Raw genomic sequence first — 22,174 nt, 5'->3', positions numbered from 1 at the left:
TAATTACATTTCAAAAAGTTCGATATCTTTGGAATCAGTAGTTAAGGTAACAATCGCTTTACGGCGCTTGTTTGTATAACCAGCATGTTTCCCCATACGTTTGAACTTACCTTTGTAGTTCTGAACGTTTACTTTTTCAACTTTAACACCGAAGATTTCTTCGATCGCTTGTTTAACGTGCGTTTTGTTCGCGCGTGTATCTACTTCGAATGTATATTTTCTAAGATCCATTTGTTCAGAAGAACGCTCGGTAATGACCGGACGTTTCAAAATATCACGTGCTTCCATTAACCAAGCACCTCCTCTACTTTTTCAACTGCTGCTTTTGTCATAACGAGTTGATCATGTCCGACTAAATCAAGAACATTGATACCGTTCGCTGTAACAACGCTAACTCCAGGAATATTACGAGCAGACAATGCTACTGTTTCTTCTAGGTCAGCTGTAACAAATAGTGCTTTCTTTGTGATTGAAAGATCTTCAAGCACTTTTACAAAGCCTTTTGTTTTTGGTGCATCGAATGCTAAGTTGTCTAGGACGATTAGTTCTTCTGCACGTACTTTCGTGGAAAGTGCGGATAGAAGTGCTAAACGACGGACTTTCTTAGGCATTTTATAGCTATAGCTACGTGGTGATGGACCGAATACGATACCGCCTCCACGCCATTGTGGTGATCTAATTGAACCTTGACGTGCGCGACCTGTGCCTTTTTGGCGCCATGGTTTACGACCGCCGCCCGCTACTTCCGCACGAGTTTTCACTTTGTGATTTCCTTGGCGTAAAGAAGCTTGCTGTTGAACAATTGCTTCAAATAATACTGCTTCATTCGGCTCGATTCCGAAAATCGCTTCATTCAATTCGATATCGCCGACTGCAGAACCTGTTTGACTTACTACAGATACTTTAGGCATTCCTATTTCCTCCTTCCTCTTTTACTTAGTTCCCTTTAACTGCACTTTTCACTTGAACTAGTGATTTGCGTGCTCCAGGAACGTTACCTTTTACTAGTAACAAGTTGCGTTCTTCATCAACTCGTACAATTTCAACATTTTGGATCGTTACTGTTTTGCCACCAGTACGTCCAGGTAGTTTCTTCCCTTTGAATACACGTTGTCCGTCTACCGCACCTAGAGAACCTGGTGCACGGTGGAAACGAGAACCGTGACTCATTGGTCCGCGAGAGAAACCGTGGCGTTTAATAACACCTTGGAATCCTTTACCTTTTGATACTCCTGTAATGTCTACTACATCGCCTGCTGCGAATGTATCGACCTTAACTTCTTGACCTACTTCATATGCACTAACGTCCGCTCCGCGAATTTCGCGAATGAAGCGCTTAGGTGCCGTGTTTGCTTTTGCAACATGTCCTTGTTCAGGTTTGTTGGAAAGCTTTTCACGTTTGTCATCAAATCCAAGCTGGATTGACTCATAGCCGTCTGTTTCAGTTGTTTTCTTTTGAAGAACAACGTTTGGAGCAGCTTCAATCACTGTTACTGGGATTAAATCGCCGTTTTCAGCAAATACTTGCGTCATACCGACTTTTCTTCCTAAGATTCCTTTGGTCATTAGTTACACCTCCTGTAATATTCATTGTTTTATTTTTATAGTTTGATTTCGATGTCGACGCCTGATGGTAAATCAAGCTTCATTAACGCATCCACAGTTTGTGGAGTTGGATTCACGATATCAATTAAACGTTTGTGTGTACGCATTTCAAATTGTTCACGTGAATCTTTGTAAATGTGAACGGAACGCAATACCGTGTAAACTGATCTTTCAGTTGGCAACGGAATTGGACCTGAAACACTAGCACCAGAACGTTTAGCAGTTTCAACAATCTTCTCAGCTGACTGATCCAACATTCTGTGATCATACGCTTTTAAACGGATACGAATCTTTTGTTTTGCCATTATTTTCCCTCCCTTTCGCCTATTTTCTAGACAATTCTCCACGAAAATTTCCCATACACGCGCCATGGCAAAGCGGCCGGGTGTATCGGCAACCTCTCGCTTCATCGCAGTCAAAGACCAACATTCAACATTATACATAACTTAAAAGGATCTTGCAACCCTTTTGAAGAATTTAATCTCTTTTTTAATCCGATTATTATTTTAACAGATTTCACGATGTTGTGCATTCATTTTGAAGTGCACTTTTGCTAATGAATTTAGTTATTAGGGAACGGGACTGTCCTAAAGGCCAGATATATCTTTCAGCGCAAGCTTTTTTCATATGAACGTACTAGAGAAGCACTAAAATGCGCCAAGTAATGTTGCACCACGCCATACTGCCGTAACTCCGAGCTAAAATCCTTCCAGATCGCACATTAGTCAAGTCCCACCGCTCCACACTTCTACTCGATCGGTCTAAACCATTCGCACACCGTACATTTCCGTTGTCATAAACAACCGCTTTGAATAAAATAGCTTTCCTCATACAAAAGAATGAGGCTAAATAGAGGTTTTGAATGTTTGATGACGTATGAATAGAAATAGTCTCCCAAGCAGTTTACAGATCTTTTTCAATCGATTGCAAGGTTCTACAAGAAATAGGCTGTCGCACCGCTTGTATTTGATTGTGAAGACAAAAAATCCCGCCACAAAGGACGGGATGTAAGTAAATTATTTTGTGATTGTTGCTACAACGCCAGCGCCTACTGTACGTCCACCTTCACGGATAGAGAATTTAGTTCCTTCTTCAATCGCGATTGGAGAGATCAGTTCAACTGTCATTTCAACGTTATCCCCAGGCATAACCATTTCTACACCTTCAGGAAGTTGGATGATACCTGTTACGTCAGTTGTACGGAAGTAGAACTGAGGACGGTAGTTTGAGAAGAATGGAGTGTGACGTCCACCCTCTTCTTTTGAAAGAACATACACTTCAGATTTGAACTGAGTATGTGGTGTAATTGTACCTGGCTTAGCAAGAACTTGACCACGCTCGATATCTTCACGAGATACACCACGAAGAAGTGCACCGATGTTGTCTCCAGCTTCTGCATAGTCAAGAAGTTTACGGAACATTTCTACACCAGTTACAGTAGTAGATTTTGGTTCTTCAGCAAGACCGATGATGTCAACAACATCGCCGACTTTAACTACTCCACGCTCAACACGACCAGTTGCAACTGTACCACGACCTGTAATTGAGAATACGTCCTCAACAGGCATCATGAATGGCTTTTCAGTATCACGTTCTGGAGTTGGAATGTAATCGTCAACAGCTTGCATTAATTCAACGATTTTTTCTTCCCAATCTGCTTCTCCTTCAAGAGCTTTAAGAGCAGATCCGCGTACTACTGGAATGTCATCGCCAGGGAAGTCATATTCAGATAGAAGTTCACGGATTTCCATTTCTACTAATTCAAGTAGTTCTTCGTCGTCTACCATATCACATTTGTTCATGAAAACAACTAGGTATGGAACACCTACTTGACGAGAAAGAAGGATGTGTTCACGTGTTTGTGGCATTGGGCCGTCAGCAGCAGATACTACTAAGATTCCGCCGTCCATTTGTGCAGCACCAGTGATCATGTTTTTAACGTAGTCAGCGTGACCTGGGCAGTCAACGTGTGCATAGTGACGCTTTTCAGTTTCGTACTCTACGTGTGAAGTACTGATTGTGATACCACGTTCTTTTTCTTCAGGTGCGTTATCAACGTCAGCGTATGATTTCGCTTCTCCACCCATTTTTTTAGACAAAACAGTTGCGATTGCAGCAGTCAAAGTTGTTTTACCATGGTCAACGTGACCAATTGTTCCTACGTTTGCGTGCTCCTTGGAGCGGTCGAATTTTTCTTTACCCATTTTAGAGGTCCTCCCTTAATTTGAAAAGTTTAGTTTTTTTATAGTACGGAAGCCGAAAGCGAACCTTCGGCTATCCATATCTTACAAGTATTCACTACAGGAAACAAGGATGAACTTTATTATTCACCTTTGTTTTTCTTAATTACTTCTTCAGCAATTGATTTTGGAACTTCTTCATAGTGATCGAACACCATGGAGAATACTCCACGACCTTGCGTGTTTGAACGTAGAGATGTCGCATAACCGAACATTTCAGCAAGTGGAACCATAGCACGAACGACTTGTGCATTACCACGAGCTTCCATACCTTCTACACGGCCACGACGGGAAGTAATATCTCCCATGATGTCGCCCATGTATTCTTCCGGAATGATAACTTCTACTCTCATTGTAGGTTCAAGAAGTACTGGTGAACATTTAGATGCCGCATTTTTCAATGCCATAGATGCAGCGATCTTAAATGCCATTTCGTTGGAGTCAACGTCATGGTAAGATCCATCATATAGACGAGCTTTGATATCGATTAATGGATATCCAGCCAAAATACCGTTATCTAATGAATCACGAAGTCCTGCTTCAACCGCTGGGATATATTCACGAGGAACAACTCCACCAACGACTGCGTTTTGGAATTCGAATCCTTTTCCTTCTTCGTTTGGACCGAATTCGATCCATACGTGACCAAACTGTCCACGTCCACCTGATTGACGAACAAATTTCCCTTCAACTTGAGCAGACTGACGGAATGTTTCGCGGTAAGAAACTTGTGGCGCGCCCACGTTTGCTTCCACTTTAAATTCACGTTTCAGACGGTCAACGATGATATCCAAGTGAAGTTCACCCATACCTGCGATGATAACTTCTCCTGTCTCTTGGTCTGTATGTGCACGGAATGTTGGATCTTCTTCTTGTAACTTACCAAGGGCTTGACCCATTTTATCTTGGTCCGCTTTTGTTTTCGGCTCGATAGCTACAGAGATAACAGGTTCAGGGAATTCCATTGATTCTAAGATGATCAATGCTTTCTCATCACAAAGTGTGTCACCTGTTGTCGTATCTTTCAAACCTACAGCAGCTGCGATTTCACCCGCATGCACTTCAGAAATCTCTTCACGGCTGTTAGCATGCATTTGTAGGATACGTCCTACACGCTCACGCTTACCTTTTGTAGAGTTTGTTACATATGATCCAGCTTGTAGTACACCTGAGTAAATACGGAAGAATGTAAGCTTACCTACATAAGGGTCAGTCATTACTTTAAACGCAAGTGCCGAGAATGGCTCTTCATCGCTTGAATGACGTTCTTCTTCTTCTTCAGTATCCGGGTTAATACCGACCATAGGAGGAATATCAAGTGGTGATGGCAAGAAGTCAACGACTGCATCCAACACTAATTGTACACCTTTATTTTTGAAAGCAGTTCCGCAAACTACAGGATAGAATTCAACCGCTAATGTCGCTTTACGAATAGCTGTTTTGATTTCTTCTACTGTAAGTTCTTCGCCGCCAAGATATTTTTCCATTAAATCTTCGTCGAAGTCTACGATTGCTTCAATTAGTTTTTCACGGTATTCATTCGCTAGTTCCAGATGTTCAGCTGGGATATCGCCCACTGTAGCATCAGTACCTAGATCATTCGGATACATAGTAGCCTTCATTTCGATCAAATCGATAATGCCGGAGAATGTATCTTCTGAACCGATCGGTAACTGGATAGGATGCGCATTTGCTTGTAGACGATCACGTAACGTGCCTACAGAGTAAAGGAAGTCTGCACCTGTTTTATCCATTTTGTTTACGAATACAAGACGTGGCACTTTGTAGTTTGTCGCTTGACGCCAAACTGTTTCTGTTTGCGGTTCTACACCTGATTGAGCATCAAGTACCGTAACAGCTCCATCCAATACACGTAATGAACGTTCAACTTCTACTGTGAAGTCTACGTGTCCAGGTGTATCGATGATATTTACGCGGTGACCTTTCCATGCAGCTGTTGTAGCAGCAGATGTAATCGTGATTCCACGTTCTTGCTCTTGTTCCATCCAGTCCATTTGGGAAGCACCTTCGTGTGTTTCACCAATTTTGTGGATTTTACCCGTGTAAAAAAGGATCCGCTCTGTTGTCGTTGTTTTACCAGCGTCAATGTGAGCCATGATACCAATGTTACGAGTATTCTCTAAGGAGAACTCTCTAGCCATTTTGTAAACTCCTTCCGTTTCGGATTACTGTTGTAGTTTATCCGGACTTACCAACGATAGTGAGCGAATGCTCTGTTGGCTTCAGCCATTTTATGCATTTCTTCACGGCGTTTAACAGAAGCACCTGTGTTGTTGGAAGCATCAAGAATTTCGTTTGCTAGACGTTCTTCCATTGTTTTCTCCCCACGAGTACGTGAATAGTTAACAAGGTAACGAAGACCTAGTGTTGTACGACGTTCCGGACGCACTTCAACTGGTACTTGATAGTTCGCTCCACCAACACGGCGAGCACGCACTTCAAGAACTGGCATTACATTATTAAGAGCAGCTTCGAATACTTCAATTGGTTCTTTACCAGAACGTTCTTTTACAATTTCGAACGCTCCATAAAGAATTTTTTGAGAAGTACCTTTTTTACCGTCTACCATCATTTTGTTGATAAGGCGGCTTACAAGCTTAGAATTATAAATCGGATCAGGTAATACATCGCGTTTTGCAACTGGACCTTTACGAGGCATAATTAGTTCCTCCTTTCGATATCATTAGATTATATTATTTCTTTTCTTTTGGTTTTTTAGCACCGTATTGTGAACGGCTTTGCATACGGCCAGTAACACCAGCTGTATCAAGTGCTCCACGTACGATATGGTAACGAACACCTGGTAAGTCTTTTACACGTCCTCCGCGGATTAGTACCACACTGTGTTCTTGCAAGTTGTGGCCTTCACCTGGGATATACGCGTTTACTTCCAAAGTATTAGTCAAACGAACACGAGCATATTTACGTAGCGCTGAGTTCGGTTTCTTAGGAGTCATTGTACCAACACGTGTACAAACACCTCTTTTTTGTGGTGAGTTCACGTTAGTCATAGACTTTTTGAAGCTATTATAGCTTTTTCCTAGAGCCGGTGATTTAGAATTCTCCGATTTCGACTTACGAGGATTACGGACTAATTGATTAATTGTAGGCATCAGGTTGTTCCTCCTTCCGAGCTTTTTGTAATACCACACATCCAGGTGGTTCATTTTTAGGTAAAAACAAAGTTCTTGTGCGTGCACACACAAAAACGGTTTTCAGCAAACGCCAGAGATCTCTGGTCACTGTTGTTTTATAATGATGATTGCTTCTCGCCTTCTACCTATTCAAATGAAATATAATTCCGTATGAAAGATAGTGGCCAACAACTATCAACCTTTTGTATATTATCATCTTCAGAAAGACTTGTCAACGAAATTAAATAAAATCAATTACATCTTGGTATAATTGCGTTTAGACTTTCTTCGAGCTCGCTCGAAAACGTTTTTTAAAAATCTGAGAGATCCGCCGGAGGCTTTATCTGTATTCATCGAGTGTGTGAACACCCGATGAAAACAGATAAACGGGAACGTTGTCCCGTTTATTTTTAGTCTACTGTAATTGCTTCTTCTTGTTCTTCGTGTTCCATTTTAATCTGGCGATATCTTTGCATTCCTGTACCTGCTGGCACCAATTTCCCGATAATGACGTTTTCTTTCAAGCCAAGCAACTCATCCGTTTTACCTTTAATGGCTGCATCGGTAAGAACTCGAGTCGTTTCTTGGAAAGAAGCTGCCGACAAGAATGATTCTGTTTCAAGCGATGCTTTCGTAATCCCCAGAATAACCGGTCGTGAAGTAGCCGGTGCTTTACCTGACAATAATACTTTCGCATTCGCTTCAGCAAATTGATGTATATCAAGCAATGAACCTGGGAGAAGATCTGTATCTCCCGCTTCAATTACACGAACTTTGCGGAGCATTTGACGAACCATTACTTCTACGTGCTTGTCGCCAATTTCTACCCCTTGCATCCGGTATACTTTTTGCACTTCTTTCAACAGATATTCTTGTACAGTTGCTACATCTTTCACCACGATCAATTCTTTTGGATCGATGGAACCTTCCGTAATACTTTCGCCTCGTGCAATTTCATCGCCCTCTTCTACTTTCAATCGAGCATTGTACGGTGCCAAATATTTGCGTGTTTCCACTTCTCCTTGAATAGTGATCTCTTTTTGACCTTCTCGGATTTCGTCGATCTCCACCACTGTTCCTGTGATTTCTGAAATGACCGCTTGCCCTTTCGGATTACGAGACTCAAAAATCTCCTGAATCCGTGGAAGACCTTGTGTAATATCGTCCCCAGCAACTCCACCTGTATGGAATGTACGCATCGTCAGCTGTGTTCCAGGTTCTCCGATAGATTGAGCTGCAATAATACCAACTGCTTCTCCTACTTCCACCGCTTCACCTGTCGCCAAGTTAATGCCATAACATTTCTTACAAACACCATGTTTTGTATTACAAGTGAATGCAGAGCGAATAGTTATATGATCGATACCTGCTTGAATAATCGTATTACCGATATCCGCTGTGATTAAACCATTTTTCTCCAGAATCACTTCGCCTGTTTCCGGATGGAAAATCGTCTTTTTCGTATGACGACCTTCGATACGCTCTTGCAACGTTTCAATGACTTCGTTTCCTTCTGTTAGAGCTGTAATCTCTAAACCGCGGTCCGTTCCACAATCATCTTCGCGCACAATTACATCTTGTGCAACGTCAACTAAACGACGTGTTAAGTAACCTGAGTCAGCTGTCTTCAGTGCTGTATCGGCAAGACCTTTACGGGCACCATGAGTAGAGATAAAGTACTCGAGTACTGTTAAACCTTCACGGAAGGAAGATTTGATCGGAAGTTCGATAATTCGTCCAGCCGGGTTAGCCATCAGTCCCCGCATACCTGCGAGTTGTGTAAAGTTAGATGCGTTACCCCGCGCTCCAGAATCACTCATCATATAAATCGGGTTTTCATTATCCAATGAATCCATCAATTTATTCTGAATGACATCCTTCGCCTGACTCCAATAAGAGATAACACGATCATACCGTTCTTCTTCGGTAATTAAACCACGGCGGAACTGTTGTGTGACCTTATCCACTTTTTCCTGCGCCTCATTGAGGATGTCTGCTTTGTTCGGTAAGACAACGATGTCAGAAATACCGATTGTAATTCCCGCACGTGTAGAATATTTGAATCCAAGATTTTTCATGCGGTCCAACATACGTGATGTCTCTGTAATATGGAATCGTTTAAAGATTTCCGCGATGATATTCCCAAGAATCTTCTTTTTGAAAGGTGATACAAGTTCTGCGTTTTTCAAGTGTTCTTTCACATTTACTGTCCCATCTACGAAATACTTGGCAGGTGTCTCCACTTGTAAGTTATCGTTAGTTGGTTCATTAATGTAAGGGAATGACTCAGGCAGAATTTCATTAAAAATGATTTTACCTACTGTAGTGAGCAAGAGTTTTTTGTTCTGCTCTTCTGTAAATGTCGGATTATTAATACTGCCTGCTTGGATCGCAATTCGGGAATGCAGATGAACGTGTCCCGTTTGGTAAGCGATCAACGCTTCGTTAGGATCGCTAAATACTGCACCTTCTCCAGCTGCGTCTTTGCGCTCGACTGTCAAATAATAATTTCCTAGAACCATATCCTGTGAAGGCGTAACAACTGGTTTCCCGTCTTTCGGATTCAAGATATTCTGAGCGGCTAGCATCAATAAACGCGCTTCCGCTTGTGCTTCTGCAGAAAGAGGAACGTGTACAGCCATTTGGTCACCGTCAAAGTCAGCGTTATAAGCTGTACAAACGAGTGGATGCAATGTAATCGCACGACCTTCTACGAGCATCGGTTCAAATGCCTGGATTCCCAGACGGTGAAGAGTCGGTGCCCGGTTTAACAGGACCGGATGTTCTTTAATTACGTCTTCTAGTACATCCCACACTTCGGAATGCAGACGTTCAATTTTACGTTTCGCACTCTTAATATTATGCGCTAAATTACGTTCTACCAATTCTTTCATGACAAATGGTTTAAACAACTCAATCGCCATTTCTTTTGGCAGACCGCATTGGTACATCTTAAGGTTTGGTCCAACAACAATTACAGAACGCCCGGAATAGTCAACCCGTTTACCGAGCAAGTTCTGACGGAAACGACCTTGCTTCCCTTTCAACATATGAGAAAGAGATTTCAACGGACGATTACCAGGACCGGTAACAGGTCTTCCTCGACGCCCATTATCTACAAGCGCATCTACCGCTTCTTGCAACATACGCTTCTCATTCTGAACGATGATACCAGGTGCACCTAAATCCAATAGTCGTTTCAGACGGTTATTCCGGTTAATGACACGACGATACAGATCATTCAGGTCAGAAGTTGCAAAACGTCCACCGTCTAGCTGTACCATTGGGCGTAATTCAGGAGGAATGACAGGAAGAACCTCTAAAACCATCCATTCTGGACGATTTCCGGAGTTCCGGAAGGATTCTACGACTTCCAGACGTCTGATTGCTCTGGTACGACGCTGACCTTGAACCGTTTTCAACTCTTCTTTTAATGAATCTGTTTCTTTATCTAAATCGATTGCACGCAGTAATTGCTCAATCGCTTCTGCCCCCATGGACGCTTGAAACTTAGAACCATACTTTTCACGATAGAGTCTGTACTCTTTTTCAGAAAGCAATTGCTTCCGTTCAAGTGGTGTATCAGCTGGATCTACTACTACGTAGGAAGCAAAATAAATAATTTCTTCCAATGCACGCGGTGTCATATCCAAGATCAAGCCCATGCGGCTTGGTATTCCCTTGAAGTACCAAATATGCGTGACAGGTGCTGCAAGCTCAATGTGGCCCATACGTTCGCGACGCACTTTTTGACGTGTTACTTCTACGCCACAACGGTCACAGACAACGCCTTTGTAACGTACCCGTTTATACTTTCCACAGTGACATTCCCAGTCTTTTGTTGGTCCGAAGATTCTTTCACAGAACAATCCGTCCTTCTCTGGTTTCAACGTACGGTAGTTGATAGTTTCAGGTTTTTTTACTTCTCCATATGACCAAGAACGTATCTTGTCTGGTGAAGCCAGGCCAATTTTCATATACTCAAAATTATTAACATCGATCAAGGAGCCTACCTCCCTTTAGTCTAATCGCCGCAATGGCTTGTCAGGCAACTTTACTTATAGTATCGCATTCAGTCAGAAGTACTTCTTAAACTGAATAGAATAGAAGAGGGTGCTCGAAGCCCTCTTCTATTCGATTGTAGCATTCTTATTTATATTAGTTCAGATCAGTTGCTTTTCGCTTTTGGTGTCATCTAGCTTCGACGGCTAGCTCCTCGGGTCACTTCAGACTTAAAGTAAAGGCAAAGAGCGCCTTTATTTTAAGTCTTCCAGTGCCTGTCGGAGCTGTAAAGCCGTCTCCGCTTTTGGTGTCATCTAGCTTCAAGCGCCAGCCTCTCGGGTCGTTTCAATCTTGTAGCAAAAGGTGAAATTCTACCTTTTGCTACAAGCTTTCCAACGCCGATCGAGGCTAAACGGCGCTTTCCGCTTTTGTTTAGGCTATTGGCTGATCTTCTTTCATTAGGTTCAGTGCATCGGTTGGCTGTAAGTCTTCTTCGTCGTCCATATCGCGCATCTCGATTTCTTCCAGGTCTTCCGTTAACATTTTAACGTCCAATCCAAGACTTTGAAGTTCTTTGATTAGTACTTTGAATGATTCCGGTACGCCTGGTTGAGGTACGCTGTCACCTTTGACGATAGCTTCGTATGTTTTCACACGACCTACAACGTCATCGGATTTGACTGTTAGGATTTCTTGTAATGTGTAAGCTGCACCATATGCTTCTAACGCCCACACTTCCATCTCACCGAAACGCTGTCCACCAAACTGTGCTTTACCGCCCAGTGGTTGTTGTGTAACGAGTGAGTATGGTCCAGTAGAACGCGCGTGCAACTTGTCGTCTACCATGTGTGCTAGTTTGATCAAGTACATAACACCGACTGATACGCGGTTATCAAATGGTTCTCCTGAACGACCATCATACAAGACTGTTTTACCGTCTCGGTTCATACCTGCTTCTTCCATTGTAGTCCAAACATCTTCCTCGTTTGCTCCATCAAATACAGGAGAAGCTGTGTGTATACCTAGACTGCGCGCAGCCATACCAAGGTGCATTTCCAGAACCTGTCCGATGTTCATACGTGATGGAACCCCTAGTGGATTCAACATGACATCGATCGGTGTACCATCTGGTAGATACGGCATTTCAGATTCAGGTAAGATTCGAGAGATAACCCCTTTGTTACCGTGACGTCCTGCCATCTTGTCTCCAACAGAAATTTTACGCTTCTGTACGATATAGACACGAACTAATTGGTTAACACCTGGAGATAACTCATCGCCATCTTCACGGTTGAATACTTTGACGTCAAGAACGATTCCGCCTGCGCCGTGTGGAACACGTAGCGACGTATCGCGGACTTCACGTGCTTTTTCTCCAAAAATAGCGTGTAGAAGACGTTCTTCAGCTGTCAATTCCGTAACTCCCTTAGGTGTTACTTTACCGACTAAGATGTCACCATCGCGAACTTCCGCACCGATTCGGATGATTCCTCTATCGTCCAGGTTGCGTAATGCATCTTCCCCGACGTTCGGAATATCACGAGTAATTTCTTCTGGCCCAAGCTTCGTATCACGGGCTTCTGACTCATATTCTTCAATATGAACAGATGTGAAGACGTCATCTTTAACCAGACGTTCACTCATAATAATAGCATCCTCGTAGTTATATCCATCCCATGTCATAAACGCTGTTAGAACGTTACGCCCAAGCGCAAGTTCCCCTTGTTCCATAGACGGACCGTCCGCAAGAATATCAAGCGGTTTTACACGGTCGCCAACTTTGACGATCGGACGTTGGTTGTAGCAAGTTCCTTGGTTCGAACGGATGAATTTAGATAAACGGTAAATTGCTAGGTCACCCTTCACTTCTTTACCGTCCACTTCTTCAATGCGACGAATACGAACTTCCTTCGCTTCTACATGCTCTACAATTCCATGATGTTTAGAAACGACAGCTGCACCTGAATCACGGGCTGAAATATGTTCCATCCCCGTCCCAACGAATGGCGCTTCAGGATTTAACAAAGGAACCGCTTGTCGTTGCATGTTTGCACCCATTAACGCACGGTTGGAGTCATCGTTTTCCAAGAATGGAATACAAGCAGTTGCCGCAGACACAACTTGCTTAGGCGATACATCCATGTAGTCAATTTGATCACGTTTGAAGACTGTATTATCCCCTTGGAAACGACCTACTACTTCTTCATTGACAAATGAACCATCTTCTCCAAGTTGCGCGTTTGCTTGTGCCACTACATAGTTATCTTCAATATCCGCAGTCAGATAATCAATTTGCGCAGTTACACGACCTGTTTCAGGATCGACCTTCCGATAAGGGGTTTCAATGAAACCAAATCGATTCACTTTTGCAAACGTAGATAGCGAGTTAATCAACCCAATATTCGGACCCTCTGGCGTTTCAATCGGACACATACGACCATAGTGAGAATAATGCACGTCACGAACTTCCATCCCTGCTCGTTCACGAGTTAATCCACCCGGCCCTAGTGCAGATAAACGACGTTTATGCGTCAGTTCAGCTAATGGATTGGTTTGGTCCATGAACTGAGAAAGCTGAGAACTGCCGAAGAATTCCTTGATCGATGCAATAACTGGACGTATATTGATCAATTGTTGCGGTACGATAGATTGCGTGTCATTGATGGACATTCGCTCTTTAACTACGCGTTCCATACGGGAAAGACCGATACGGAATTGGTTTTGGAGTAACTCACCAACCGAGCGCAAACGACGATTCCCAAGATGGTCTATGTCGTCTGTATTCCCTACACCATGCAATAGATTAAAGAAATAACTTATAGAAGCTACAATATCTGATGGGGTAATATGTTTGACAGACTCGTCTACTTCAGCGTTGGAGATGACATTAAGTACTTGTTTCTCTTCACTTTTCGGCGCATAAATCTTTAGCGTCTGAATCGTCATCGGCTCTTCCAAAACAGATCCTACATGTTCAATCGATTGCTTATTTATGCCATTGGATAGAAACGGTAGTAATTTGTCTAGCGTACGTCGATCAATCAATTGATCTTTTTCCACTAAAATCTCACCAGTTTCAGGATCAACAAGCGTTTCCGCAGCCGTTTGATTGAACAAACGATTTTGCAAATGAAGTTTTTTATTCATTTTATAGCGTCCAACATTCGCCAAATCATAGCGCTTCGGATCAAAGAAACGAGAATATAGCAGACTTCTCGCGCTATCTAGTGTTGGTGGCTCACCCGGACGAAGTCGCTCATAGATTTCAAGCATAGCTTTTTCCGAAGTTTCGGTATTATCTTTTTCCAGGGAATTCCGCAAATACTCATTGTCACCGATTAAATCGATGATTTCCTGGTCAGTCGAGAAACCTAATGCACGCAACAAAACGGTGATCGGTAATTTACGAGTCCGATCGATACGAACGTGCACAACGTCTTTTGCATCTGTTTCATACTCGAGCCACGCACCGCGGTTAGGGATTACGGTAGCACCGAAACCACGTTTACCATTTTTGTCCGTTTTATCGTTGTAATAGACACTTGGCGAACGAACGAGCTGCGATACGATGACTCGCTCTGCTCCATTAATAATGAATGTACCGTTTTCCGTCATGAGCGGGAAATCTCCCATGAAAACGTCCTGTTCTTTCACATCGCCAGTTTCTTTGTTGTGAAGGCGTACTTTAACACGAAGTGGTGCTGCGTATGTCACATCGCGCTCTTTTGATTCGTCTACCGGATATTTTGGTTCACCCAGTTGGTAGTCGATAAATTCCAAGGATAGGTTTCCAGTGAAATCCTGGATAGGAGAAATATCCCGAAACATTTCCCGTAACCCTTCCTCCAAGAACCACTCGTAAGATGCCGTTTGAATTTCAATCAAATTTGGCAGATCGAGCACTTCGTTGATTCGCGCGAAACTTCTACGCTGACGATGTTGACCATACTGAACTAAATGACCTGTCAACTCATTCACCCCTCATTAAGACAATATTAGTTTTTGCAAAATCAGAAATTCAGCTGTGACTTCGAAAAAACAAAAAGAAAACGAGTTCCGACAAGAGCTCATTTTCGATTTCACAATCTTTTATCCAAACATCAGTATGCCTTTTCCTTTTACATATGACGCAAAAGGGCATACAGCTGCAATATAATTATTTATGCATTTAATAATGCTACTACAATAGATTGGTACTGTCAACCTTTTTTTGCTAATAAAATAAAGTACCCCTTTTTCTTGGCGACAGTCTGAACAGTCCCAAACAGGTTACGCAAGTACTCAATAGTAGATGGCGCCCCTTGTTTTTTTTGAATAACTACCCACAACTCTCCACCTTGCGCAAGTTTTTCATAGGCACCCTGGTAGAAAGAAAATACAGTATGTTTACCCGCTCGTATAGGGGGGTTCGTCAGAATGGCTGCAAACTGATCCACTTCCACCCGATCCACACCACTACTTTCATAAACCTCCACATTCTGAATTCCATTTTTCTCGGCATTTATCTTAGAAAGTGCAAGTGCACGTTCATTAACATCTACCATATGAACAAGTCGATCAGGAAAAGCAGAAGCAATTGACAACGCAATCGGGCCGTAGCCACAGCCAATTTCCAACAAGTCTCCCCTAATAGTTGGTTCTTTAAACGTTTCAACTAATAATCTTGACCCTTCATCGATTCCACTTTTGCTAAACACACCGGCATCTGTCGTGAACGAAAAAACTTTATCTCTAATTTCCGCTTTCCATTCCTTTGGCGCACTAGAAACTTGAGGGTTTTTTGAGTAATAATGTTCTCCCATTTACACACCTCCCGCTATAGATTAACGATAAATAACTGTAGATGAAGAAAAAAGCCCGTCAAATAGACGGGCTTTTCTCAGGAAAGTAGAAATTACTTAACTTCTACAGATGCGCCAACTTCTTCAAGTTTAGCTTTCATTTCTTCAGCTTCTTCTTTAGCTACGCCTTCTTTAAGAGCTTTAGGAGCTTCGTCTACAAGAGCTTTCGCTTCTTTTAAGCCTAGGCCAGTAATTTCGCGTACAGCTTTGATTACTTTAATCTTTTCAGCGCCAGCGCTTGCAAGAATTACATCAAATTCTGTTTGCTCTTCTGCTGCTTCTCCGCCGCCTGCTGCTCCAGCTACTGCAACTGGTGCAGCTGCTGTTACGCCGAATTCGTCTTCGATTGCTGTAACAAGTTCATTTAGTTCAAGAACTGTCATTTCTTTGATTGCGTCAAGGATTTGTTCTTTAGTCATTTTAAGTTCCTCCTGGAAAGTTGTATTAACCGGTTTGTTTTATCCGGTGATAGTCAAGATGCGTAATTACGCACCTTGTTCTTCTTTTTGTTCTGCAACTGCTTTTGTAGCAAGTGCGAAGTTGCGCACTGGAGCTTGAAGTACGCTGAGTAGCATAGATAGTAGACCTTCGCGGGAAGGTAGAGTAGCTAATGCTTTTACGTCCTCTGCTGATGCGACCGTTCCTTCGATCACGCCGGCTTTAATTTCAAGCTTTTCGTTCTTTTTAGCGAAATCATTCAAGATTTTCGCAGGCGCTACTACGTCTTCTGTTGAGAAGGCAATAGCGTTCGGACCTGTAAGGTGTTCATTCAAACTTCCAAGTCCTGCTGTTTCTGTTGCACGACGCGTCATCGAGTTTTTGTATACTTTGAATTCTACGCCTGCTTCACGAAGTTGTTTACGCAATTCTGTTACTTGTGCAACCGTTAAACCACGGTAATCCACAACTACTACAGAAGCTGCTTGTTGCAACTTGTCAGCGATTTCTGTTACAACCGCCTGTTTAGCTTCTAAAACTTTGCTCATGTTGACACCTCCTGAAAATTAGGGTCACTTATACCGATATAAAAAGCCCTCAATGTCAAAGACATGAGGGCAGAAAAGTCGTCATCTTTTAAAAAAGAGCGTCTTGTCCTCGGCAGGAACATTAAGTGGCAAGCCACACCTGCTGTCTTCGGTACAAATGGTTATCATCATAACAAGCGTAATCTTATCAGATCACTATATACTTGTCAATAATTATTTTACTACTGCAGTTGATGGATCAATTTTCACAGCAGGACCCATAGTCGTTGTAACGTTCACAGACTTCATGAATGTTCCTTTTGCTGCAGCAGGTTTCGCTTTTTGAATCGTATCAAAGATAGTTAAGAAATTTTCTTCTAACTTCTCGTTATCGAAAGAAGCTTTCCCGATTGGCGCGTGAATAATCCCCGCTTTATCTGCACGGTATTCTACTTTACCAGCCTTGATTTCTTCAACAGCTTTTGTTACATCAAATGTTACTGTGCCAGTTTTAGGGTTCGGCATAAGGCCTTTAGGTCCTAGAACTCGACCGATTTTACCAACTTCGCCCATCATGTCCGGTGTAGCAACGATTACATCAAAGTCAAACCAACCTTGTTGGATTTTTGTGATGTATTCTGTATCGCCTACATAGTCTGCACCTGCAGCTTCTGCTTCTTTCAGCTTTTCGCCTTTAGCGAATACTAATACACGTTGAGTTTTCCCAGTACCGTTTGGAAGCACAACTGCTCCACGGATTTGCTGATCATTCTTACGAGTATCAATACCTAGACGGAAAGCTACTTCTACTGTTGCGTCAAAGTTTGTAGTGCTAGTTTTCTTAGCAAGTTCAATTGCTTCTTTCACAGAGTATGCAGTTGTGCGATCTACAAGCTTCGCTGCTTCTGTAAATTTTTTACCTCTTTTAGCCATCAGAATTTTCCTCCTCATTTGTGGTTTTAACGGATTAAACCTCCCACTTAATGAAGGCTGCGCATCTCACTAGACCGCAGCCTTCATCTTCAAACCATTGCTTTATAAAGAAAAGTCAAAATCAGTCTTCGATTTTGAATCCCATACTGCGAGCAGTACCTTCGACCATTGCCATCGCCGCTTCAACTGACGCCGCGTTTAAGTCCGGCATTTTTTGTTCAGCAATTTCTCTAACTTTATCACGTTTAACTGTAGCAACTTTGTTTTTATTAGGCTCACCTGAACCCTTTTGAACGTTTGCTGCAACCTTTAGCAATACTGCTGCTGGCGGAGTTTTTGTGATGAATGTAAATGAACGGTCCTCGAATACAGAGATTTCAACAGGAATAATTAGACCTGCTTGATCAGCTGTACGCGCGTTAAATTCTTTACAAAATCCCATGATATTAACACCTGCTTGACCTAATGCCGGTCCAACCGGTGGTGCTGGGTTTGCTTTACCAGCTGGAATTTGTAATTTCACTACTTTAGTAACTTTTTTAGCCACGAGACACACCTCCTTAAGTCCGTGATGTGGTAATTGGGTTGCCCCTCCCACTCAAATATGTGCCTGCCGACGACTGTCGGTAGAATTGGTTAATCCGTCCAGACTACGTCTGACCTTTGAAATGATACCACCAATACACGTATTTTGCAAGAGAAAATAAATCCAGTACACATCAATCCATTTTTTCAACTTGGTCAAACGATAGTTCCATCTTCGTTTCGCGTCCAAACATATCGACGGTAACGACGACTTTCCCTTTATCCATTTCGATCTCTTCTACTTTACCTTCAAAATGAGCAAATGGACCTTCCAATACCGTTACACTTTCTCCAACTTCGAAATCGATATCAACGCGCTGTTCTTTCATACCCATTTGCTTGAGGATGAATTCAACTTCTTCAGGCAGCAATGGAGTAGGTTTTGCCCCACCACCTGAAGAACCGATAAATCCTGTTACACCAGGCGTATTGCGAACAACATACCAAGAATCATCCGTCATGATCAATTCTACCAGCACATAGCCAGGGAACGTCTTTCGCATAACGGTTTTCTTTTTACCTTCTTTGATATCTGTCTCTTCTTCTTCCGGAATGACGACACGGAAAATTTTATCTTGCATGCCCATGGTTTCGACACGTTTTTCAAGATTCGCCTTGACTTTATTTTCATATCCCGAGTACGTATGGACTACATACCAATTTTTTTCCATTTCCATCACATTGAGGACTGCGCGTCCGTCCCTCCTTTTGATTAAAACTGAAAAAACCCGTTTATTCATTAAAACGGGATATTCTCAAGCTATTCATACTTTCTTTATCATAAACCAGTATACCATTTCATAACCTCTGAAATACCCATATCTACTAGCCCAAAATAAACAGCCATAAAAATGACAGTTGAAATAACAACTACCGTATACTTCGTCAGTTCCTTACGCTTCGGCCAACTGACTTTCCGCATCTCCGAAACAACATTTTTTAAAAAAGCGCTGATCTTGCTCATTCTTCTCCAACCCTTCCGAATGACATAGTGTTCATCTCGAACTCTATGTAACTTGTCAAATGGTTTGCTTATGCAACGTGTGTGCGTTGCAATGACTGCAAAACTTTTTAATGACAATTCTTCCTTCACGACTCTGATTCCCAGCCGGCAAGGTATAGTTTCGCGAACCACAACTTTCACAGCAGATAATTATTTTTTTCACCATTTGGATTCACCTATTCAAGACAATAGTCTTGCTAAAGAGTACCATCTTACCAACGACATGTCAATTCACTTTCAATGGAATCAGCGCACCAAATCCATTGCCATTGAGTGCTCTAATTTACGTTTGATGCGCTGAAGAGCATTATCAATTGATTTCACTTGTCGATTCAACACCTCTGATATTTCACGATAGGATTGCCCTTCCAAGTAAAGTGTCAGCACTTCTTTTTCCAATGCGCTCAGCACTTTATTCATTTCCTCTTCCATGAACGAAAAGTTCTCTTTATGAATCATTAGATCTTCAGGATCATCCAATGTGGAACCCGCTATGATATCGAGCAATGTACGCTCTTGTTCCTCGTCATACATAGGCTTGTCCAATGAAACCGACGTATTGAGCGGAATATGCTTTTGTCGGGTCGCCGTTTTAATAGCTGTAATAATTTGTCTAGTAATACAAAGTTCAGCAAACACTTTAAAAGAACTTAACCGATCCGACCTATAATCACGAATTGCTTTGTAGAGACCGATCATTCCTTCCTGAACGATATCTTCCCGATCCCCACCAATGATGAAATACGTTTTAGCTTTCATCCGAACGGTCGGCTGAAATTTAGTGATCAAAAATTCTAGTACATCTGAATTTCCACGATGGATTATCTCAACCATTTCTTCATCCGTGAGTGATGCCAAGTCATTTTTACTATTCCCTTTTTCCATGTTCCGCACCAACCTCTCCACCCCAGAGTTCTATTGGTTTAATCAATTGCACCTCGGTGTAATTGCGTCCAGATTTCGAAATTGAGACCTGCACAATACAGGTTACTCAGGTATTACCGTAGGACACGGTGATTTTACTCTGTGTTCCACCATCCAGCAGGTCATTGAACTCGCGCTGAACAGATATATTCATCCCACCACTTGCAAAAGAGGGTCTTCTACTAATTTTAGATAAAGTCAGTATAGACTTGGTTATTTTTTACGTCAACTGCTCATTTTCCGCCTCGTCTCCACTTCTCAAAAGCCGCTGCCACTTCATCTGTTAGCGGTATCTTAGAAAAAGGACGATCTTCTTGTATCTTTCGAACTTTCCGTGCAATTAACTGGTCTACTTCTTTCATTTCCAACTCTAATTCGCGAGCTGAGATCCGAAGTGCGCCTTGCGCGAATACGACCCATTGTTCCACAAGATCTGAAGTCGCTACATGGATTTGCGTCAATCGATCCGCGAGTTCTGATACGAGCTTTTCAATGCGTTCATCCGCCGTTTCATTCTCCCTAGTAAAGACGACATCCACGCGGTATTGTTTCTTACGTTTCTCGATGCCCGGCACTAAATGCGCGTCAAACACCACAATGACCCGCCATCCTTTATGCGCCTGATATTCCGCCATCTGCTCAATCAAACGGTCTCGAGCTTGCGCAAAATCCTCTTTTTTTAACACTTGTAGTTCAGGCCATGCTCCGATGATGTTATAGCCATCAACGAGTAGCACATCTTTTTTCATGATGTCGCCTGGGCAGATTGACGCTTTCGTAAAACTTCATACATCAGCAATGCTGCAGCCACTGAAGCGTTCAAAGAGGTCACCTGACCCACCATTGGCAAACTGTATAGGAAATCACATTTCTCGCGCAAAATTCGCGACATTCCTTTTCCCTCACTGCCAATAATGACAGCTAGCGGTAGTGTCGCATCCATGTAGCGATAATCTGTAGAATTGGAGGCATCTGTTCCAGCAATCCAAACTCCTCGTTTCTTCAGATCTTCCACTGTTTGAGACAAGTTGTTGACCCGCACAACTGGAATATGCTCGATCGCGCCTGTGGAAGCCTTGGCCACAACGCCAGTCAGCCCAACAGATCGCCTTTTCGGTATAATAATTCCATGAACGCCTGATGCATCCGCAGTTCGCAAAATAGAGCCTAGATTATGAGGATCTTCCAACTCATCAAGGATAATGAAAAAAGGATCCTCTTGTCTCTCTTTTGCTACTCCAAACAAATCATCTAACTCCGCATAGTCATACGCCGCTACTGAAGCAAGAATTCCTTGATGAGTTAAGTCAGTCATCCCATCCAGTTTCTGTTTGGGTGTCGTCTGAACGACCACGCCTGCCTCTTTCGCTAGCTTTAATATTTCCCCTATACTTTTCTTATTGACACCTTCCGCAACCCAGATTTTATTTAATTGCCTGCCGGAACGGAGTGCTTCAACTACAGGGTTTCTTCCACCAATCAGTTCTACTTCTTGCGTTGTCATGCCATTTCCTCCTCCGGATGTTCCACAAATCGAATTGCTTTCCCTATCAGCTCAGCCAAGCGTTCTTGTCGATTCAATAAGTATAAATAACCGAGAACCGCTTCGAATGCAGAGCTGTAATTATACGTGATGACGTCCGTATTTTTAGGGACAGAGCCTGACTTTGCATTGCGACCGCGACGCATGACAGCTGCCTCTTCCTCCGTCAAAATTTGTTTTTCTTTCATAGTTTTAATGATCTGCGCCTGTGCTTTCGCAGAGACAAATCGCGTGGCCTCTTTATGTAACACTTGAGGCTTCACGCGTCCGCTCCGCAGCAAGTATTCTCTGACAGCTTGCTCATAGGCTGCATCACCCATATAAGCAAGCGCAAGGGCATTCAGCTGTTTCACATCTATATCACGTAAATCCCCCACG

At 42.6% G+C, this 22,174-nt stretch carries 22 protein-coding genes and 1 other annotated feature; all 22 genes read right to left on the bottom strand.

Translation table 11 applies throughout. The annotated features are described in order from the left end of the window. Positions 1-3: 3 nt before the first annotated feature. A complete protein-coding gene (gene rplW / locus GD002_RS11985; RefSeq protein WP_153732601.1) occupies positions 4-288 on the bottom strand; it encodes a 50S ribosomal protein L23 in 285 nt (94 codons plus the stop codon). Beyond that, positions 288-911 carry a 50S ribosomal protein L4 gene (gene rplD, locus GD002_RS11980; RefSeq protein ID WP_153732600.1) on the bottom strand — a complete coding sequence of 208 codons (624 nt, stop codon included), beginning with the start codon at positions 909-911 and terminating at the stop codon, positions 288-290. The genes rplW and rplD overlap by 1 nt, the downstream gene beginning before the upstream one ends. Positions 912-936: 25 nt before the next feature. Continuing rightward, positions 937-1,566, bottom strand: coding sequence for a 50S ribosomal protein L3 (gene rplC / locus GD002_RS11975; RefSeq protein WP_153732599.1), 630 nt, complete (start codon positions 1,564-1,566; stop codon positions 937-939). 35 nt (positions 1,567-1,601) lie between these two features. Further along, positions 1,602-1,910, bottom strand: a complete 309-nt coding sequence (rpsJ, locus tag GD002_RS11970) for a 30S ribosomal protein S10 (protein ID WP_040759929.1) — start codon at positions 1,908-1,910, stop codon at positions 1,602-1,604. Between the two features lie 711 nt (positions 1,911-2,621). Continuing rightward, positions 2,622-3,809, bottom strand: coding sequence for an elongation factor Tu (gene tuf / locus GD002_RS11965; RefSeq protein ID WP_153732598.1), 1,188 nt, complete (start codon positions 3,807-3,809; stop codon positions 2,622-2,624). Between the two features lie 119 nt (positions 3,810-3,928). Next, positions 3,929-6,007, bottom strand: coding sequence for an elongation factor G (gene fusA / locus GD002_RS11960; RefSeq protein ID WP_153732597.1), 2,079 nt, complete (start codon positions 6,005-6,007; stop codon positions 3,929-3,931). A 47-nt stretch (positions 6,008-6,054) separates the two neighbouring features. Further along, positions 6,055-6,525: a 30S ribosomal protein S7 gene (gene rpsG, locus GD002_RS11955; protein WP_009499061.1), complete on the bottom strand. Its 471-nt coding sequence runs from the start codon at positions 6,523-6,525 to the stop codon at positions 6,055-6,057. A gap of 34 nt (positions 6,526-6,559) precedes the next feature. Further along, on the bottom strand, positions 6,560-6,979 hold the full coding sequence (rpsL, locus tag GD002_RS11950) for a 30S ribosomal protein S12 (RefSeq protein ID WP_009499062.1): 420 nt from the start codon (positions 6,977-6,979) through the stop codon (positions 6,560-6,562). A 431-nt stretch (positions 6,980-7,410) separates the two neighbouring features. Continuing rightward, entirely contained in the window at positions 7,411-11,004 is a 3,594-nt protein-coding gene (rpoC, locus tag GD002_RS11945) for a DNA-directed RNA polymerase subunit beta' (RefSeq protein ID WP_153732596.1), read from the bottom strand. Positions 11,005-11,434: 430 nt separating this feature from the next. Next, complete coding sequence (gene rpoB / locus GD002_RS11940) at positions 11,435-14,980, bottom strand: DNA-directed RNA polymerase subunit beta (protein WP_194841581.1); 3,546 nt, start codon at positions 14,978-14,980, stop codon at positions 11,435-11,437. A gap of 221 nt (positions 14,981-15,201) precedes the next feature. Next, positions 15,202-15,804, bottom strand: a complete 603-nt coding sequence (locus tag GD002_RS11935; protein WP_153732594.1) for a class I SAM-dependent methyltransferase — start codon at positions 15,802-15,804, stop codon at positions 15,202-15,204. A gap of 92 nt (positions 15,805-15,896) precedes the next feature. Then, a complete protein-coding gene (gene rplL, locus GD002_RS11930; RefSeq protein ID WP_153732593.1) occupies positions 15,897-16,262 on the bottom strand; it encodes a 50S ribosomal protein L7/L12 in 366 nt (121 codons plus the stop codon). A gap of 66 nt (positions 16,263-16,328) precedes the next feature. Beyond that, positions 16,329-16,829: a 50S ribosomal protein L10 gene (gene rplJ / locus GD002_RS11925; protein WP_153732592.1), complete on the bottom strand. Its 501-nt coding sequence runs from the start codon at positions 16,827-16,829 to the stop codon at positions 16,329-16,331. A gap of 30 nt (positions 16,830-16,859) precedes the next feature. Further along, positions 16,860-16,999: a sequence feature (ribosomal protein L10 leader region), on the bottom strand. Positions 17,000-17,042: 43 nt separating this feature from the next. Further along, on the bottom strand, positions 17,043-17,741 hold the full coding sequence (gene rplA, locus GD002_RS11920; RefSeq protein WP_153732591.1) for a 50S ribosomal protein L1: 699 nt from the start codon (positions 17,739-17,741) through the stop codon (positions 17,043-17,045). 121 nt (positions 17,742-17,862) lie between these two features. Next, positions 17,863-18,288: a 50S ribosomal protein L11 gene (gene rplK / locus GD002_RS11915; RefSeq protein ID WP_029053289.1), complete on the bottom strand. Its 426-nt coding sequence runs from the start codon at positions 18,286-18,288 to the stop codon at positions 17,863-17,865. 172 nt (positions 18,289-18,460) lie between these two features. Next, positions 18,461-18,997 carry a transcription termination/antitermination protein NusG gene (gene nusG, locus GD002_RS11910; protein ID WP_153732590.1) on the bottom strand — a complete coding sequence of 179 codons (537 nt, stop codon included), beginning with the start codon at positions 18,995-18,997 and terminating at the stop codon, positions 18,461-18,463. A gap of 107 nt (positions 18,998-19,104) precedes the next feature. Further along, a complete protein-coding gene (secE, locus tag GD002_RS11905) occupies positions 19,105-19,290 on the bottom strand; it encodes a preprotein translocase subunit SecE (RefSeq protein ID WP_153732589.1) in 186 nt (61 codons plus the stop codon). 55 nt (positions 19,291-19,345) lie between these two features. Beyond that, positions 19,346-19,495 carry a 50S ribosomal protein L33 gene (rpmG, locus tag GD002_RS11900; RefSeq protein WP_153732588.1) on the bottom strand — a complete coding sequence of 50 codons (150 nt, stop codon included), beginning with the start codon at positions 19,493-19,495 and terminating at the stop codon, positions 19,346-19,348. Positions 19,496-19,575: 80 nt separating this feature from the next. After that, positions 19,576-20,214, bottom strand: a complete 639-nt coding sequence (gene sigH, locus GD002_RS11895; protein WP_153732639.1) for an RNA polymerase sporulation sigma factor SigH — start codon at positions 20,212-20,214, stop codon at positions 19,576-19,578. A 272-nt stretch (positions 20,215-20,486) separates the two neighbouring features. Next, on the bottom strand, positions 20,487-21,002 hold the full coding sequence (locus GD002_RS11890) for an NYN domain-containing protein (protein WP_153732587.1): 516 nt from the start codon (positions 21,000-21,002) through the stop codon (positions 20,487-20,489). After that, positions 20,999-21,757: a 23S rRNA (guanosine(2251)-2'-O)-methyltransferase RlmB gene (rlmB, locus tag GD002_RS11885; protein WP_153732586.1), complete on the bottom strand. Its 759-nt coding sequence runs from the start codon at positions 21,755-21,757 to the stop codon at positions 20,999-21,001. The genes GD002_RS11890 and rlmB overlap by 4 nt, the downstream gene beginning before the upstream one ends. Further along, on the bottom strand, positions 21,754-22,173 hold the full coding sequence (locus tag GD002_RS11880) for a Mini-ribonuclease 3 (RefSeq protein ID WP_304625002.1): 420 nt from the start codon (positions 22,171-22,173) through the stop codon (positions 21,754-21,756). Before GD002_RS11880 ends, rlmB begins: the two co-directional genes overlap by 4 nt. Position 22,174: the final 1 nt, after the last annotated feature.

Origin of the sequence: Sporosarcina obsidiansis (genome assembly GCF_009651005.1) — a bacterium.
GTDB classification, from domain to species: Bacteria; Bacillota; Bacilli; order Bacillales_A; family Planococcaceae; genus Sporosarcina; species Sporosarcina obsidiansis.
The sequence above is the reverse complement of the archived record's forward strand: the minus strand, read 5'-3'. Positions and strand labels throughout refer to the sequence as shown.

Bases quoted from the DNA above. Each gene is read 5' to 3' on its own strand.
- GD002_RS11935 (WP_153732594.1), bottom strand. From the start codon at position 15,804: ATGGGAGAACATTATTACTCAAAAAACCCTCAAGTTTCTAGTGCGCCA.
- nusG (WP_153732590.1), bottom strand. From the start codon at position 18,997: ATGGAAAAAAATTGGTATGTAGTCCATACGTACTCGGGATATGAAAAT.
- rplD (WP_153732600.1), bottom strand. From the start codon at position 911: ATGCCTAAAGTATCTGTAGTAAGTCAAACAGGTTCTGCAGTCGGCGAT.
- rplL (WP_153732593.1), bottom strand. From the start codon at position 16,262: ATGACTAAAGAACAAATCCTTGACGCAATCAAAGAAATGACAGTTCTT.
- fusA (WP_153732597.1), bottom strand. From the start codon at position 6,007: ATGGCTAGAGAGTTCTCCTTAGAGAATACTCGTAACATTGGTATCATG.
- rplA (WP_153732591.1), bottom strand. From the start codon at position 17,741: ATGGCTAAAAGAGGTAAAAAATTTACAGAAGCAGCGAAGCTTGTAGAT.
- rplW (WP_153732601.1), bottom strand. From the start codon at position 288: ATGGAAGCACGTGATATTTTGAAACGTCCGGTCATTACCGAGCGTTCT.
- secE (WP_153732589.1), bottom strand. From the start codon at position 19,290: ATGAGCAAGATCAGCGCTTTTTTAAAAAATGTTGTTTCGGAGATGCGG.
- rplC (WP_153732599.1), bottom strand. From the start codon at position 1,566: ATGACCAAAGGAATCTTAGGAAGAAAAGTCGGTATGACGCAAGTATTT.
- rplJ (WP_153732592.1), bottom strand. From the start codon at position 16,829: ATGAGCAAAGTTTTAGAAGCTAAACAGGCGGTTGTAACAGAAATCGCT.
- rpmG (WP_153732588.1), bottom strand. From the start codon at position 19,495: ATGGTGAAAAAAATAATTATCTGCTGTGAAAGTTGTGGTTCGCGAAAC.
- GD002_RS11890 (WP_153732587.1), bottom strand. From the start codon at position 21,002: ATGAAAAAAGATGTGCTACTCGTTGATGGCTATAACATCATCGGAGCA.
- rpsG (WP_009499061.1), bottom strand. From the start codon at position 6,525: ATGCCTCGTAAAGGTCCAGTTGCAAAACGCGATGTATTACCTGATCCG.
- rlmB (WP_153732586.1), bottom strand. From the start codon at position 21,757: ATGACAACGCAAGAAGTAGAACTGATTGGTGGAAGAAACCCTGTAGTT.
- sigH (WP_153732639.1), bottom strand. From the start codon at position 20,214: ATGGAAAAAGGGAATAGTAAAAATGACTTGGCATCACTCACGGATGAA.
- tuf (WP_153732598.1), bottom strand. From the start codon at position 3,809: ATGGGTAAAGAAAAATTCGACCGCTCCAAGGAGCACGCAAACGTAGGA.
- rpsJ (WP_040759929.1), bottom strand. From the start codon at position 1,910: ATGGCAAAACAAAAGATTCGTATCCGTTTAAAAGCGTATGATCACAGA.
- rpsL (WP_009499062.1), bottom strand. From the start codon at position 6,979: ATGCCTACAATTAATCAATTAGTCCGTAATCCTCGTAAGTCGAAATCG.